This is a genomic window from Lachnoclostridium sp. Marseille-P6806 (assembly GCF_964238185.1).
GTDB lineage: Bacteria > Bacillota > Clostridia > Lachnospirales > Lachnospiraceae > Brotaphodocola.
In genome coordinates this window covers 67085-81680 of record NZ_CAXSLG010000009.1, presented here as the reverse complement: position 1 = coordinate 81680, position 14596 = coordinate 67085, and the positions used below count along the sequence as shown (strand labels likewise).

Sequence of the window (14596 nt, the reverse complement as noted above, 5' to 3'; positions counted from 1 at the left end):
CTTGCACAAAAGGAGGTGCAGGAGGGGACAGGGCGATAGGGCGAGAGCCCGCCACCGACATGGAGCGAAGCGGAATGGAGATGTGCACTGCGAGGGTGAGAAAGCCGAAGATTTCCTGCCCCCCCCTTGTGCTTGCACAAAAGGAGGTGCAGGAGGGGACAGGGCGATAGGGCGAGAGCCCGCCACCGACATGGAGCGAAGCGGAATGGAGGTGTGCACTGCGAGGGTGAGAAAGCCGAAATAAAACTACAAAAAAGGAGGAGCTAGTATGAGACTTGTATTTTGCGGAGCAGCCCATGAAGTAACCGGCAGCTGCCATTTTCTTGAAGTGGGACCGACAAAGCTGCTTGTAGACTGCGGTATGGAACAGGGTGTTAATCTGTATGAAAATCTGGAACCGCCGGTTCCCTATTCTGAGATTCAGCTGGTGCTTCTGACACATTCTCATATAGACCATGTGGGAATGCTTCCCTACATTTATGCAAGGGGATTTCGCGGACGGATTATTGCAACAGAGGCTACCTGTGATCTCTGTAATATTATGCTGAAGGACAGTGCTCACATTCAGGAAACAGAGGCTGAGTGGAAAAACAGAAAGGCCCGTCGGGCAGGACGCCCAGAGGTGCCTCCGCTTTATGAAATGAATGATGCTCTTGGCGTTTTAGAGCATTTTGAACCCTATAAATATGGGGAAATCGTAAAGCTGGATGATCAGATCTCGGTGCGATTTACGGATATTGGGCATCTTCTGGGGTCTGCCTCTATTGAGATCTGGATGAAAGAAGGCGATGTAGAGAAAAAAATTGTGTTCTCTGGAGATATCGGAAACAAAAATAAACCGCTGATTCGTGATCCTTCCTATACTGCGGAAGCAGACTATGCAGTAATGGAATCAACCTATGGCGATCGGCTTCATCAAAAGGGAAAGGATCATATTGGAGAGCTGGTTCGGATTGTCCAGGAAACCTTGGATCGGGGCGGCAATGTGGTAATTCCTGCATTTGCTGTGGGGCGTACTCAGGAGCTTCTGTATTATTTCCGTCATATAAAAAGTGAGAGGCTGATCCATGGACATGACCGGTTTGAGGTATATGTAGACAGCCCCCTGGCCGTAGAGGCAACACATGTATTTAAAGAAAATCAGCTGGAATGCTATGACGATGAGACAAGAGAGCTTGTAAGGCAGGGCATTAACCCCATTTCTTTTCCGGGTCTGAAGCTTTCTGTTACCAGCGACGAATCGGTAAATATTAACTTTGATCCTGCGCCGAAGGTTATTATTTCCGCATCGGGAATGTGCGATGCCGGACGTATCCGCCACCACTTAAAGCATAACCTCTGGAGAAAAGAATGTACGGTGGTGTTTGCTGGTTATCAGGCAGAGGGAACCATTGGACGCAGTCTGATTGATGGAAACAAGACGGTCCGTCTTTTTGGCGAGACGATAGATGTAGAGGCACATATCGAGGTTTTGCATGACATCAGCGGACACGCAGACAGAGACGGTCTGATTGAGTGGGCATGCGGTTTTCAGAAAAAACCGCAGCAGTATTTCATTGTCCATGGCAGCGATGATGTCTGCGACCGCTTTGCAGAGCTGGTTACACAAAAGACGGGGGCTCTGGCCAAGGCGCCGTTTTCCGGAGCAGAGTATGATCTGGCAAAGGGTGTCTGGATAAAAGAAACCGCAGGAATTCCCATTGCTTCCAAGTCTGCGGCGTCTAAGAAGGCCAGCGGTGTCTTTGCTCGTCTTGTGGCAGCCGGTGAGCGCCTGATGGCGGTGATTCTTCACAATGAGGGAGGCGCAAATAAGGATTTGGCAAGATTTGCCGATCAGATTAATGCCCTGTGTGACAAATGGGATAGATAGGAGAGAAAAACGGATGTCAAAGGTACAGATTTATACAGATGGTTCTGCCCGGGGAAACCCGGACGGACCAGGAGGATATGGGGCAGTGCTCCAGTTTCTCGACAGCAAGGGGGAGCTGCATGAAAAGGTTATGTCAGCCGGATACCGGAAAACCACCAATAACAGGATGGAGCTGATGGCGGCTATTGTGGCCCTGGAGGCATTAAACCGTCCCTGCCAGGTGGAGCTTTATTCGGATTCAAAATATCTGACAGATGCCTTTAACCAGCATTGGATTGACAACTGGGTTGCAAAAAACTGGATGCGTGGAAAGAGTGGTCCTGTAAAAAACATTGACCTGTGGAAGCGGCTGCTAAATGCAAAAAAACCGCATCAGGTGCAGTTTATCTGGGTAAAAGGCCATGCCGGACATCCGCAGAATGAACGGTGCGATTTGCTTGCTACTTCAGCGGCAGACGGGATGGATCTTCTGGTAGATGAAGGGCTGGAAGGTTGAGGTCTGCAATCTTAAAGAAAATCTTACAAATGCTTACTTCTTTCGGTTTTGTATTTTCTTTCCATTCTGTTTATGTTATTATCAGAAAGACAAAAGAACAGACAGAGTGGGGCAGAAAATATGAGACCAAAAGGAATCTGGATAGCAATAGGATTGATTCTGGCAGTAGGCATCAGCTCAACCAGATTAGTCAGACAGTATACATCAGAGCCGCTGCGGACAAAAGCCGCGGAAACCGTCATGGAAAATGAGGTTCCAGAGATTGCTGCCTTTTCGGCAGGATTGGAGCAGGAGGAGCCATCGGAACGGACCGTGCGGATTCCGGAGGCCGCTATGGCGCAGCTTAAAGAGTCAGAACAAGAAGCGGAGACAGAAGCCGCCACAGAAACTGCATTAGAATACGGACAGGCACCTGTTGCGACGATGGCGGAGGCAGTACCGGAACAGGCAGCGCCTGAAACTAAGTCAGCTTTTGAGAAAGGCGCAGGTTTTGTTCAGGAAGATACGGCGACGCCGGCTCCGGCAGCAGAGATTCAGCAGCCAGTTCAGGCAGACCGATCGCCGGTGTTATCTGCCGGAAACAGCAAGAAGGAAGCCGAATCGTCCGGAAGCAGCAGAGCTCTTTCGCTACCTGCGGTTTCTGCAGAGGCTTCATCAGCAAAGCAGCCGGGGAGACAGGATGTTCTGGAACGGCTGGAGGAGCTGGATCGTCAGATAGAGAAAAAACGTTCCGCAAAGCAGGACGCTACAGCTAATTCTGCCAAGGCAGTGGCAGAGAGCGAAAGAAAGCTTTGGGAAAATGAACTGAACCAGCTTCTGAGCGGATTGCGCAGCCACATGTCATCGGACACCTGGGATGTATTTATGAAGGATCAGAATGAGTGGATCCGAAGCAGGGAGGCGATGGCGGTAGACGCCCTGTCCGGCAATTCCGGCAGTGCTATGCAGGAGCTGGAATATACCCGTTCCCTGACAGAAATCACACGGGACAGAGCCTATGAGCTGGCAGAAGAGTATTATGATGTGTTATCAGAGACGGAGTAAAATCCGTCTCTTTTCAATTTTGTATCTTGAACAATGCCTTTGCCTATGGTATGATACAAGGATGAAAGTGTGTGTTTATTTGAACGTAAGGAGGAAAATTCTATGTCAGCTATCGCAGCAAGCTTTATCGGATATACGGTTAAGGCAGTTATTTTCGCAGCAGTTGCCTACGCAGGAATTATCTGCGGTAAGAAGTTCAGAGACTCCCGCACGGAGAAAAAGAATTAAGCAACAGTTCAGCCAGGCGAAGCTAGGAAGATGCATGGCTGAGCTGCTGCAGAATGAATGGAGGACGCAGCTTATTACAGGAGGCTGCGCCGGAAAGAACAATAGTACGGAGGAACAAAAGACGTGAAGAAGTATGGTGTAAATGAATTGAGAAGGATGTTTCTTGAATTCTTTGAAAGCAAGGGACATCTGGCAATGAAGAGCTTTTCGCTGGTGCCGCACAATGACAACAGCCTGCTGCTCATTAATTCCGGTATGGCTCCGTTAAAGCCCTATTTTACCGGACAGGAGATCCCGCCTCGCAGACGTGTGACGACCTGTCAGAAGTGCATCCGCACCGGTGATATTGAAAATATCGGAAAGACAGCCCGCCACGGCACATTTTTTGAGATGCTGGGAAACTTCTCGTTTGGTGACTATTTCAAAACGGAAGCCATCCACTGGTCCTGGGAGTTTCTGACGGAGGTGGTAGGACTGGATCCGGAGCGTCTCTATCCGTCCGTATATCTGGATGACGATGAGGCATTCCGCATCTGGAATGAAGAGATTGGCATTCCGGCAGATCGGATTTTCCGCTTTGGCAAGGAGGATAATTTCTGGGAGCATGGCGCAGGTCCCTGCGGCCCCTGTTCTGAAATTTATTATGACCGGGGAGAAAAATATGGCTGTGGAAAGCCTGGCTGTACTGTAGGTTGTGAATGTGATCGTTATATTGAGGTATGGAACAACGTATTTACTCAGTTTGAGAATGACGGCCATGGCAATTATACCGAGCTGGTACAGAAGAATATTGATACAGGTATGGGTCTGGAGCGTCTGGCTGTTGTGGTTCAGGATGTGGACTCTCTGTTCACTGTAGATACCAACAAGGCTCTTTTGGATGCAGTCTGTGAACTGGCTCATACAGAATACCAGGCAGCTCATAAGACGGATGTTTCTCTGCGTATTATTGCCGATCATATTAAGTCCTGTACCTTTATGATTTCCGATGGAATTATGCCGTCTAATGAGGGACGTGGTTATGTACTGCGCCGTCTGCTGCGTCGGGCTGCCCGTCACGGAAGACTGCTGGGAATCGAAGGCCGGTTTATGGCAGAGCTGTCTAAGGCAGTAATTGAGCTGTCTAAGGACGGTTATCCAGAGCTGGAAGAAAAGAAGCCTATGATTTTAAAGGTTCTGGCAGAGGAAGAAGAGAAATTTAACAAGACCATTGATCAGGGACTGGCTATTCTTGGAGAGATGGAAGCAGAGATGGAGAAAAAGGGTGAGACCGTTCTCTCTGGTGATAATGCATTTAAGCTTTATGACACCTATGGCTTCCCGTTAGATCTGACCATTGAAATTCTGGAAGAAAAGAATATGACAGTAGATGAGGAAGGCTTCCAGGCTGCTATGAAGGAGCAGCGTGAGAAGGCTCGTGCAGCAAGAAAGACAACCAACTACATGGGTGCTGATGTTACAGTATATCAGTCTATTCCGGCTGAGATTACAACGGACTTTGTGGGATACGATCGCCTGGTTCATGATTCAGAGATTACCGTTCTGACAACAGAAAGCGAGATTGTAGAGGCGCTGACAGATGGACAGCACGGAACGATTCTGGTGAAGGAAACGCCGTTTTATGCCACTATGGGCGGACAGACTGGCGATACTGGTGTGATTACCGGCGCGGGCGGCAGTTTTGTAGTAGAGGATACGATTCATCTGCAGGGCGGAAAGGTTGGCCATGTAGGTTATATGGCCAGCGGTATGCTTACGGTCGGTGAAACTGTTACAATGAAGGTTAGCGAGTCTGCGCGCCGTTCCACAGAGAAGAATCACAGTGCAACTCATCTGCTTCAGAAAGCGCTGAGAATGGTTCTTGGAGAGCATGTAGAACAGGCTGGTTCTTTAGTAACACCGGACAGACTGCGTTTTGACTTCACCCATTTCTCTGCCATGACTGCAGAGGAACTGAAAAAGGTGGAGGAGCTGGTGAATCAGGAGATTCAGGCAGGCCTGGATGTTGTGACACAGGAGATGAGTCTGGATGAGGCGAAAAAGACGGGCGCTATGGCGCTGTTTGGTGAAAAATATGGCGAGAAGGTTCGTGTGGTTAAGATGGGCGACTTCTCTACAGAGCTTTGCGGCGGTACTCATGTGGGCAACACTGGTACAATTCATGCATTCAAGATTGTTTCTGAGGCCGGAATTGCAGCAGGAGTCCGCAGAATCGAGGCGCTGACCGGAGAAGGTCTGATGGCTTATTATCATAAGACAGAGGAAGAACTTCATGAAGCAGCTCATGCGGCAAAGACAACACCGGCTGATCTGAAGTCCAAAATTGAGGCTATGATGGCTGAGATTAAGGCTCTGCAGGCAGAAAATGATAAATTAAAGAGCAAGCTTGCAAAGGAATCCCTGGGAGATGTTATGGACCAGGTAAAGGAAATTCACGGTGTGAAGGTTCTGGCTGCCAAGGTCAGCGACGCAGATATGAACGGTCTGCGCAGCCTGGGCGACCAGTTAAAGGAAAAACTGGGCGAAGGCGTGATTGTTCTTGCTTCTGTACAGGGAGATAAGGTCAATCTGATGGCGACGGCTACAGATGCAGCACAGAAGCAGGGGGCCCATGCAGGCAATCTGATTAAGGCTATTGCTGCCTTAGTTGGCGGCGGCGGCGGCGGCCGTCCTGGCATGGCTCAGGCCGGCGGAAAGAATCCGGCAGGCGTAGACAGTGCACTGGAGAAGGCCTATGAGACTGCTGCCCAGCAGCTTCATGATTAAGAAATCAGCCTGATAAAATGATAAAACAGATGCCTTACCGGCAGTTTTTGAAAGGAAAACCTGAAAAAAAGCCTCCGGTAAGGCGTTTTCTGCATAATTTTGAAAAAAGGTGTTGACGAATGGGAATTTTATGCTATAATCATTTCAGTGCTAAAAAATACCCAAACAGTTGTATTATGCACAAGTACACAACTGGAGGGAGGTCAGGTGTGAGCTATGTCAAACGTTATCGTTAAAGAGAACGAGAGTCTGGACAGCGCGTTACGCAGATTCAAAAGAAACTGCGCAAAGGCTGGTATTCAGCAGGAGATTCGTAAGAGAGAGCATTACGAAAAGCCCAGCGTAAGACGGAAGAAAAAGTCCGAAGCTGCAAGAAAACGCAAATTTAATTAATTGTTTTCCGATCCCCAGTCATAAGACTGGGGATTTTTTCGTAGTATTATAAAGAGAAAGACGGCAGGGTGAACAGAGATTGCTGGAACAGATGAAAGTAGCTGCGGCAGAAGAATTGAAACTGCCGAAGGATGCCGTTTTGGGAGAAGTGCTCCTCTCTTTTGTTGGACGGTGCAGTGTGGTTATTGAGAATTATCGTGGGATCCTGCTTTATAATGACAATACCATCCGGCTGCAGGCCAGACAATGCAGGCTGTCTATTCATGGAAAACGACTGCATATTGATTATTACAATCATGAGGAGATGAAAATCACCGGGCAGATACAGTCAATGGAGTTTGAGTAATCACAGGGGAGGAACCTGTGACAATGGAAATAGGAGAGGGCAGATGAAGGAAAGGGTATTGCGGTATGCAGGCGGATATCTGAAAGTCCGGATGACCGGTCTGACCTCCGAACGGTTTTTAAATCTCTGTATGGCAAGAGGAATTACGCTGTGGGAGCTGAGCCGTTCAGATAGGGAGGCGCTCTGTTTTTTTATTTCGATTAAGGATTTCCGGCGCATTGGACCGCTGGTGAAAAAAGCTGGTGTGCATGTGAAAATTACGGGGAGGTTTGGACTTCCCTTTTTTTTATACCGAAACAGAAGGCGAAAGCTGTATGGGGCAGGAGTGGCGGCCTTTTTTCTGGTTCTATTCATTATGTCCCGGTTTATCTGGAATATCAGTCTGGAGGGAAACAGACGGTTTACCGATGATATGCTGCTTCATTATCTGGACAGTCAAAAGATTCATTATGGAATGGCAAAATCGGCAATAGACTGTGATATACTGGAGGAATCTATCCGCAGCGCCTATCCGGAAATAATTTGGGTATCAGCACGGGTATCTGGTACCAGGCTGCTGATTCGGATGAAAGAAAATGATGTAGTGGGAACTATTCCAAAAAAGGATGAAACACCGCGGAATCTGGTAGCAGACAAGGCAGGCACTGTTGTAAAAATGGTGGTTCGAAAGGGGAAGGCTCAGGTTCTGCCAGGGGAGGAGGTAGAGCCGGGACAGGTTCTGATCAGTGGTGAAATACCGATTCTGGGAGACGGAGGGGAACTGCTGAACACACATTTTGTGCGGGCGGATGGCGATATTTTTGTCAGAACAAGGGAAAGCTATACGGAATCTATTTCAAAGCAGATAACAGAGCGGGTGAGAACCGGAGAAGTGAGAAAAGGGCTTCGCCTTCGTCTGGGGGCTTTTGAGCTTCTTTGGATGCTTCCGAAAAAGGAGGATACCTGCTGGGAAATTACAGGAAAAACAAGGCAGCTGGTATTGTTCGGTGATTTTTATGTTCCTGTCTGGGCAGACTGGATCACAGCGCGGGAGTATGGAATTTATGAGAGAAATCGTACACAAGAGGAGGCGAAGGCTCTTGGTGAGCAGCTGCATCAGGCAAAGATACAAAAAATTATGGAAAAAGGGGTACCAATAATTGAAAATAATGTTAGAATAGAAGAGAAGAGTGGGTGCTGGCAGGTGCAGGGCAGTTTTGTACTGGAGGAGCCGGCAGCCACGGGACAGAATATTTCTCAGGAAAAATTGCTGAATATGGAACAGGAAGAGGAGTCAGAATTACTGGATGAGCGTAATAGAAACGATAATTGATATTCCCGCAGAGCATGAAAAAAATGTCTGCGGACAGTTTGATGCCTATGTGAAAAAAATAGAAAGAACCCTCCATGTGACGATTGTAGCCAGGGATGGAGCCTTAAAGCTGATAGGACCAGAGGCCATGATTAAGCGGGCCAAAAGCGTGTTTAACAACCTGGTAGAGCTGTCAAAACGGGGCAATGCCATTACAGAACAGAATGTGGACTATGCCCTGTCTCTGGCATTTACAGAGTCAGATGATGTGATTCTGGAGATTGATAAGGATATTATTTGCCGTACAGTTACCGGAAAACCGGTAAAGCCGAAAACCATGGGACAAAAGCAGTATGTGGATACCATCCGGAAAAAGATGATTGTCTTTGGTATTGGACCGGCCGGCACCGGAAAAACCTATCTGGCTATGGCTATGGCGATTTCTGCATTTAAAAACGGAGAGGTGAACCGGATTATTTTAACGCGTCCTGCCATTGAGGCGGGAGAAAAGCTGGGCTTTTTGCCAGGAGATCTGCAGAGTAAGATCGATCCCTATCTGCGTCCGCTTTACGATGCCCTGTACCAGATTATGGGAGCAGAAAGCTTCCTCCATAATTCTGAAAAAGGCCTGATTGAGGTGGCGCCCTTAGCTTACATGAGAGGACGGACGCTTGACAACGCCTATATCATTCTGGATGAGGCACAGAATACCACGCCGGCTCAGATGAAGATGTTTTTAACCCGTATCGGTTTTGGCTCCAAGGTGATTGTGACTGGTGACAAGACGCAGAAGGATCTGCCAGCCGGAGCTGTTTCCGGTCTGGATATGGCGATGAAGGTGCTGGGCAAGATTGATGATATTGGATTCTGCAGCCTGACCAGCAGTGATGTAGTCCGCCATCCTCTGGTTCAGAAAATTGTACAGGCTTATGATGACTATGAGCGCAGAACTGAGGCGGCAAAGCCTCTTCTTCAGGATCGGCTGCCCAAAAAGGTCAAGGACGGAAAAAATAAGACACATACCCGGGGAAAAGAGGAAAGGAAAAATGACCATTAGTATTGAGTACGAGACAGAAAAAAAATTAGAGCTGGATTATGAGCGGATTATCCGGGAGATTATTTTAGCTTCTCTGGATTATGAGGAATGCCCTTACGAGGCAGAGGTTAGTGTGATTCTTACAGATAATGAGGGAATCCGGGAGATTAACCGGGACTATCGGCAGATAGATGCACCGACCGATGTGCTTTCCTTCCCTATGGTGGATTTTGAAAAAGAATCAGATTTTTCTCATGTGGAGGACGCAGCAGAGGATTATTTTGATCCGGAAACCGGCGAGCTGGTGCTGGGAGATATTATCATTTCCGTGGAGAAGGTAATAGAACAGGCAGAAAAATACGGTCATTCCCAGGAACGGGAGCTGGCTTTTCTGGTAGCTCACAGTATGCTTCACTTGTGTGGTTATGATCATATGGAAGATGCTGAGCGGGAAATTATGGAACAGAAGCAGCGTGAAATTTTAACAGAAAAGGGATATTGCCGATGAGAAAAAGAACAGGGGTTTTGGGTTGGTTGCTGGTTGGTTTGCTGTGCATAATGGCTGCAGGCTGTTCCGGGCCGGTTCAGGCCCCTGTTTCTGAATCTCAGAGAATTATTCAGGAACAGACAGAAAACATGGAAGAGACGGAGCACCGCCCAGTAGTAATTGAGACAGAGCCTAAGCCAGAGACAGAAGCCCAGGAGCCAGTGAAGGGAAATGTAATTCAGCAGCGGACGGAAACAGACGGCATGATTCACAGCTATCTGACAGGAGAACTGGTTCCTGCAGAGCAGGGAAAACGCAGACCTTTGGCTGTTATGATGAGCAATGACCGGGCAGCTTTGCCCCAGTATGGTCTAAACAGGGCGGGGGTGATTTATGAGGTGCCGGTGGAAGCGGGGATGAACCGCTATATGGCTCTGATTGAAAATTTTGACGATTTGGAGCGGATTGGCTCGGTACGCAGCTGCCGGACCTACTATGTTTATTTTGCCAGAGAGTTTGACGGAATTTACGCCCATTTTGGACAGAGTACCTTTGCAAAGCCTTATCTGAAATATATTGACAATATTAACGGAATTGATGGAACGGGAGGAACTGCTTTTTACCGCTCCGGCGATCGAAAAAAACCTCACAATGCCTATACAAGCGCAGCAGGTATTCAGAAAGCGGTGCAAAAGCTGGGGTATTCCTGGGATTATTCCGAGGATTATCAGGGACATTTCCGTTTTACGGCGCCAGGAACTGCAGCAGTTCTGGAGGGAGCAGATGCCAGAGATGCCTGGAAGGTGACGCCAGGATATGAGCTGAATCAGCCATGGTTTGAATATCACGAGGATGACGGCCTGTACTACCGGTATCAGTACGGAGGTCCCCACATGGGAGATGGCGGTCCCATTGCGGTACGCAATATTATTATTCAATACTGCCCTTCCGGGTTTTATGCTTCTACGGAATATCTCAATATCAATGTCCATGACGATTCCTGGGGATACTTTATTACAGGAGGAAAGGCAGAGGATATTACTTGGAAAAAGGACGGAGAGTTTGGCATTACCCATTATTACGATGCATCTGGAAATGAAATTGTTCTGACGCCTGGAAAGACCTGGATTTGTGTGGTTCCCACAAGAAATATGAAGCCGGCTCTGATTGAAGGACGGGATGCTGGATAAAAAAGTAAAAATAAGCAGATACTGTACTTATGGAGGTTTACGATGAAAAAGTATATGATCTGTTTATTTTTATTTGCGGCAGTTTCTGCTTTTTGCCTGGGAGTTGGAATCGGAACAAGGCAGAGCTGCAAAAAAAATCTGCTGCAGGAGACATCACAGTCCGAGTCTTCCTCTTTTCAGGAGACAGAGATGGCGGATTATGAGGCGGCAAATGGGCAGCAGGTGGAACCTGTGGTGATTCGAGAGGAATATTATCTGGTAGCAGAGGATGGGTTTTTGCTGGTATTTTTAAAGGATCAGAAAACGATCTGTCTTTATACCCATGTACCTTTGATGGATTTTCCTCAGGAGGAACAGGAGCGGCTGCGAGAGGGGATCTGGTTTTCTTCTATGATGGATGTGTTCCACTATCTGGAGTCTTATACCAGCTAGGGAAAAATATACTTGAAAAGGGACGGCAAACTGGATACAATAGGAAAGAACAAAAATCATGGGTACGGAGGATATTATGAAGAGACAGGTGATAATTATTGGAGGCGGAGCTTCCGGACTGGCGGCAGCCATTGCAGCAGCCAGAGAAGGAGCGGGAGTGACGGTTCTGGAGCATATGGATCGGGTGGGAAAAAAGATACTTTCCACTGGAAACGGACGCTGCAATCTGACTAATCTGTCTCTCCGGCCGGAGCATTACCGCTGTAGCCAGCCACAGTTTCCCATGAAGGTGCTAGATCACTTTTCTGTGTGGGATACCCTGGCATTTTTTGATGAAATCGGAATTGTGACAAAAAGCAGAAACGGATATATTTATCCCAATTCCGATCAGGCCGCTTCTGTTTTGGACAGCCTGCGAATGGAGGCAGAACGTTTGGGTGTGAGGGTTGTGACAGAGTGTCATATCAGCAGGGCAGCCTGTGCTGGAAAAGGCCGCTTCCAGATTGAATCAGACCAGGGTGTGTTTCAGGGAGAACGGCTGATTCTGGCAGCAGGTTCTAAGGCGGCTCCTGTGACCGGATCTGACGGCAGTGGCTATCAGCTGGCACAGGCCTTTGGCCATAGGGTGATTACGCCTCTTCCGGCACTGGTACAGCTTCGCTGTCAGGGGAAGTTTTTGAAACAGCTGGCAGGTATTCGCTGTGATGCCTTGGTGAAGCTGGTTTCTGAGGGGCAGGTTCTGGCTGCGGATCAGGGAGAGCTTCAGTTGACGGATTACGGTGTGTCCGGTATCCCCACCTTTCAGGTAAGCCGTTTTGCTGCAGTGGCTCTTCATAAGAAAAAAGCAGTTTCGGTGATCCTTGATTTTCTTCCTTCAAAAAGTATGGAGGAAACAAAACAGTTTATTCGGAACCGGGCAAAGGCACTTGCCTACCGGAAATCTGAGGATTTTCTGACTGGTGTATTAAATAAAAAGCTGTCTCAGGTGCTGTTAAAGCTGTCTCAGATTGATGGGGCAGAGCTGGTAGGAAATCTGAAAAACCAGCAGCTGGAACGGCTGGTTCACCTGATTAAGGCTTTTGAGCTTCCAGTAACATCAACCAATTCCTTTGAGCAGGCGCAGGTTTGCTGCGGAGGAGTGGACACCCGGGATGTCCGGCCGGAAACTATGGAGTCAAAGCTGGTGAAGGGGCTTTATCTGGCTGGAGAGCTTTTGGATGTAGACGGAATCTGCGGCGGATATAATCTGCAGTGGGCCTGGTCTACGGGAATTACAGCAGGAAGATGTGCAGGGAGGACGGAAAAATGATACGAATTAATCAGTTAAAGCTTCCCGTGGAGCATAAGCCGGAGGAGCTTAAGAAAAAGGCGGCCAAGGCTCTTCGGATTTCTCCGGAACAGGTGGAGAAGCTGGAAATCCGCCGGCGTTCCCTGGACGGGAGAAAAAAGCCGGAGCTTTTTTACAGCTATACCGTTGATATAAAAACTGCCCGGGAAGAGCAGGTATTACATAGGGCAAAGAATTCTCAGGCTGCAATCTGCCAGGAAAAACCATACGTATTTCCAAAGCCCGGAGAGGAGATGCTTTTTTCTCCTCCGATTATTGTGGGAGCCGGTCCGGCCGGACTTTTTGCCGGTCTGATGCTGGCAAGAGCAGGATACTGCCCGGTGATTCTGGAGCGCGGAGAGGATGTGGATAGCCGCCGGAAACGGGTGGACGAGTTCTGGAAAACAGGGAAACTGGATGTCCGTTCCAATGTACAGTTTGGAGAAGGCGGAGCCGGAACCTTTTCTGATGGAAAGCTGAATACGCTTGTAAAGGATCCGCTGATGAGAAACCGGCTGGTGCTGGAGGTGTTCTGTGAATTTGGAGCCGATTCGTCGATTCTTTATGACAGTAAGCCTCATATTGGTACCGATGTGCTTTCCGGTATTGTGAAGGCCATGAGGCAGGAGATTGTCAGACTGGGCGGTCATGTGCGGTTTGGCTGTCAGGTAACAGAGCTTGTGACGGAAGGCGGGCAGATCAGAGGGGTAAGGGTGCGTCAGCAGGAAGGAAGGCCGGATGATAACATGGCTGGAAATGAAAATCAGGAGCGGGAGGAGTTCCTTTCTGCTCAGGCTGTGATTCTGGCAATTGGTCACAGCGCACGGGATACCTTTTCTATGCTGGAACAGAAAAAAATACCCATGGATGCCAAGTCCTTTGCCGTAGGACTGCGGATTCAGCACCCCCAGTCTCTGATCAATCTATCTCAGTACGGACGGATGGATGGGGGAAGCCTCGGCGCTGCCAGCTATAAGCTGACCAGGCAGACCAGTACTGGACGGGGAGTTTACTCTTTCTGTATGTGTCCGGGCGGTTATGTGGTAGATGCCTCCTCAGAACGAGAGCACCTGGCAGTAAATGGTATGAGCTATCATGCCAGGGACGGAAAAAATGCCAACAGTGCTTTGATTGTTACGGTGACGCCGGAAGATTTCCCGCAACCAGGTCCTCTGGGAGGAGTGGCCTTTCAGCGCAGTCTGGAAAGGCTGGCTTTCCAGGCAGCAGACGGACATATTCCTGTTCAGCTTTATGAAGATTACCGGGCGGGAAGGCAGTCCAGACAGCTGGGGGAGATTGAACCGCAGATGCGGGGCAGATGGGCCTTTGGCAATTTAAGAGAGGTTATGCCGGAAAACCTGAATCTGGCGCTGTTAGAAGCCATGGAGGGCTTTGGGCAGATGATTCGCGGCTTTGACCGTCCAGACGCCCTGTTTGCAGGAATTGAAAGCCGTACCTCTTCACCGGTTCGTATCTGGAGAAATGATGAGATGGAAAGCCAGGTTCGGGGCTTGTACCCCTGCGGCGAGGGAGCCGGATATGCCGGCGGAATTACGTCGGCAGCTATGGACGGCGTTAAGGTGGCAGAGGCAGTTGTGAGACGGTTTGGACTTCCCCGATAAGGGAAGTCTGGTTCTGGAAAATGACAGAAGAAAATCGGCTGTGAAAACAGCCGGGAAATGAGGAAGCG

At 48.7% G+C, this 14596-nt stretch carries 14 protein-coding genes; all 14 read left to right on the top strand.

What is annotated here, in order from left to right:
• Nucleotides 1-268: 268 nt before the first annotated feature.
• Nucleotides 269-1870, top strand: coding sequence for an MBL fold metallo-hydrolase RNA specificity domain-containing protein (locus tag ACESON_RS12470; protein ID WP_373110200.1), 1602 nt, complete (start codon nt 269-271; stop codon nt 1868-1870).
• Between the two features lie 13 nt (nt 1871-1883).
• Nucleotides 1884-2366 (top strand): ribonuclease HI, encoded by a 483-nt coding sequence (rnhA, locus tag ACESON_RS12465; RefSeq protein ID WP_373110198.1) that lies wholly within the window; start codon nt 1884-1886, stop codon nt 2364-2366.
• A gap of 120 nt (nt 2367-2486) precedes the next feature.
• Nucleotides 2487-3410 (top strand): lysozyme inhibitor LprI family protein, encoded by a 924-nt coding sequence (locus ACESON_RS12460; RefSeq protein WP_373110196.1) that lies wholly within the window; start codon nt 2487-2489, stop codon nt 3408-3410.
• 102 nt (nt 3411-3512) lie between these two features.
• On the top strand, nt 3513-3638 hold the full coding sequence (locus ACESON_RS12455; protein WP_373110194.1) for a hypothetical protein: 126 nt from the start codon (nt 3513-3515) through the stop codon (nt 3636-3638).
• Nucleotides 3639-3794: 156 nt separating this feature from the next.
• Nucleotides 3795-6404 carry an alanine--tRNA ligase gene (gene alaS / locus ACESON_RS12450; protein ID WP_373110318.1) on the top strand — a complete coding sequence of 870 codons (2610 nt, stop codon included), beginning with the start codon at nt 3795-3797 and terminating at the stop codon, nt 6402-6404.
• Between the two features lie 216 nt (nt 6405-6620).
• Nucleotides 6621-6797 carry a 30S ribosomal protein S21 gene (gene rpsU / locus ACESON_RS12445; protein WP_005539624.1) on the top strand — a complete coding sequence of 59 codons (177 nt, stop codon included), beginning with the start codon at nt 6621-6623 and terminating at the stop codon, nt 6795-6797.
• A 91-nt stretch (nt 6798-6888) separates the two neighbouring features.
• A complete protein-coding gene (locus ACESON_RS12440; RefSeq protein ID WP_177959871.1) occupies nt 6889-7143 on the top strand; it encodes a YabP/YqfC family sporulation protein in 255 nt (84 codons plus the stop codon).
• Between the two features lie 43 nt (nt 7144-7186).
• On the top strand, nt 7187-8455 hold the full coding sequence (locus ACESON_RS12435; RefSeq protein ID WP_177959836.1) for a sporulation protein YqfD: 1269 nt from the start codon (nt 7187-7189) through the stop codon (nt 8453-8455).
• Nucleotides 8430-9491 (top strand): PhoH family protein, encoded by a 1062-nt coding sequence (locus ACESON_RS12430; RefSeq protein WP_373110192.1) that lies wholly within the window; start codon nt 8430-8432, stop codon nt 9489-9491. Before ACESON_RS12435 ends, ACESON_RS12430 begins: the two co-directional genes overlap by 26 nt.
• Nucleotides 9481-9978 (top strand): rRNA maturation RNase YbeY, encoded by a 498-nt coding sequence (ybeY, locus tag ACESON_RS12425; protein ID WP_177959837.1) that lies wholly within the window; start codon nt 9481-9483, stop codon nt 9976-9978. The genes ACESON_RS12430 and ybeY overlap by 11 nt, the downstream gene beginning before the upstream one ends.
• A complete protein-coding gene (locus ACESON_RS12420; RefSeq protein WP_373110190.1) occupies nt 9975-11147 on the top strand; it encodes a DUF3048 domain-containing protein in 1173 nt (390 codons plus the stop codon). The genes ybeY and ACESON_RS12420 overlap by 4 nt, the downstream gene beginning before the upstream one ends.
• 42 nt (nt 11148-11189) lie before the next feature.
• Nucleotides 11190-11579, top strand: a complete 390-nt coding sequence (locus ACESON_RS12415; protein WP_177959839.1) for a hypothetical protein — start codon at nt 11190-11192, stop codon at nt 11577-11579.
• A 76-nt stretch (nt 11580-11655) separates the two neighbouring features.
• The gene (locus ACESON_RS12410; protein ID WP_373110188.1) at nt 11656-12888 is read left to right on the top strand and encodes an NAD(P)/FAD-dependent oxidoreductase; all 1233 of its coding nucleotides are present in this window, start codon (nt 11656-11658) and stop codon (nt 12886-12888) included.
• On the top strand, nt 12885-14528 hold the full coding sequence (locus tag ACESON_RS12405) for an NAD(P)/FAD-dependent oxidoreductase (RefSeq protein ID WP_373110186.1): 1644 nt from the start codon (nt 12885-12887) through the stop codon (nt 14526-14528). Before ACESON_RS12410 ends, ACESON_RS12405 begins: the two co-directional genes overlap by 4 nt.
• Nucleotides 14529-14596: the final 68 nt, after the last annotated feature.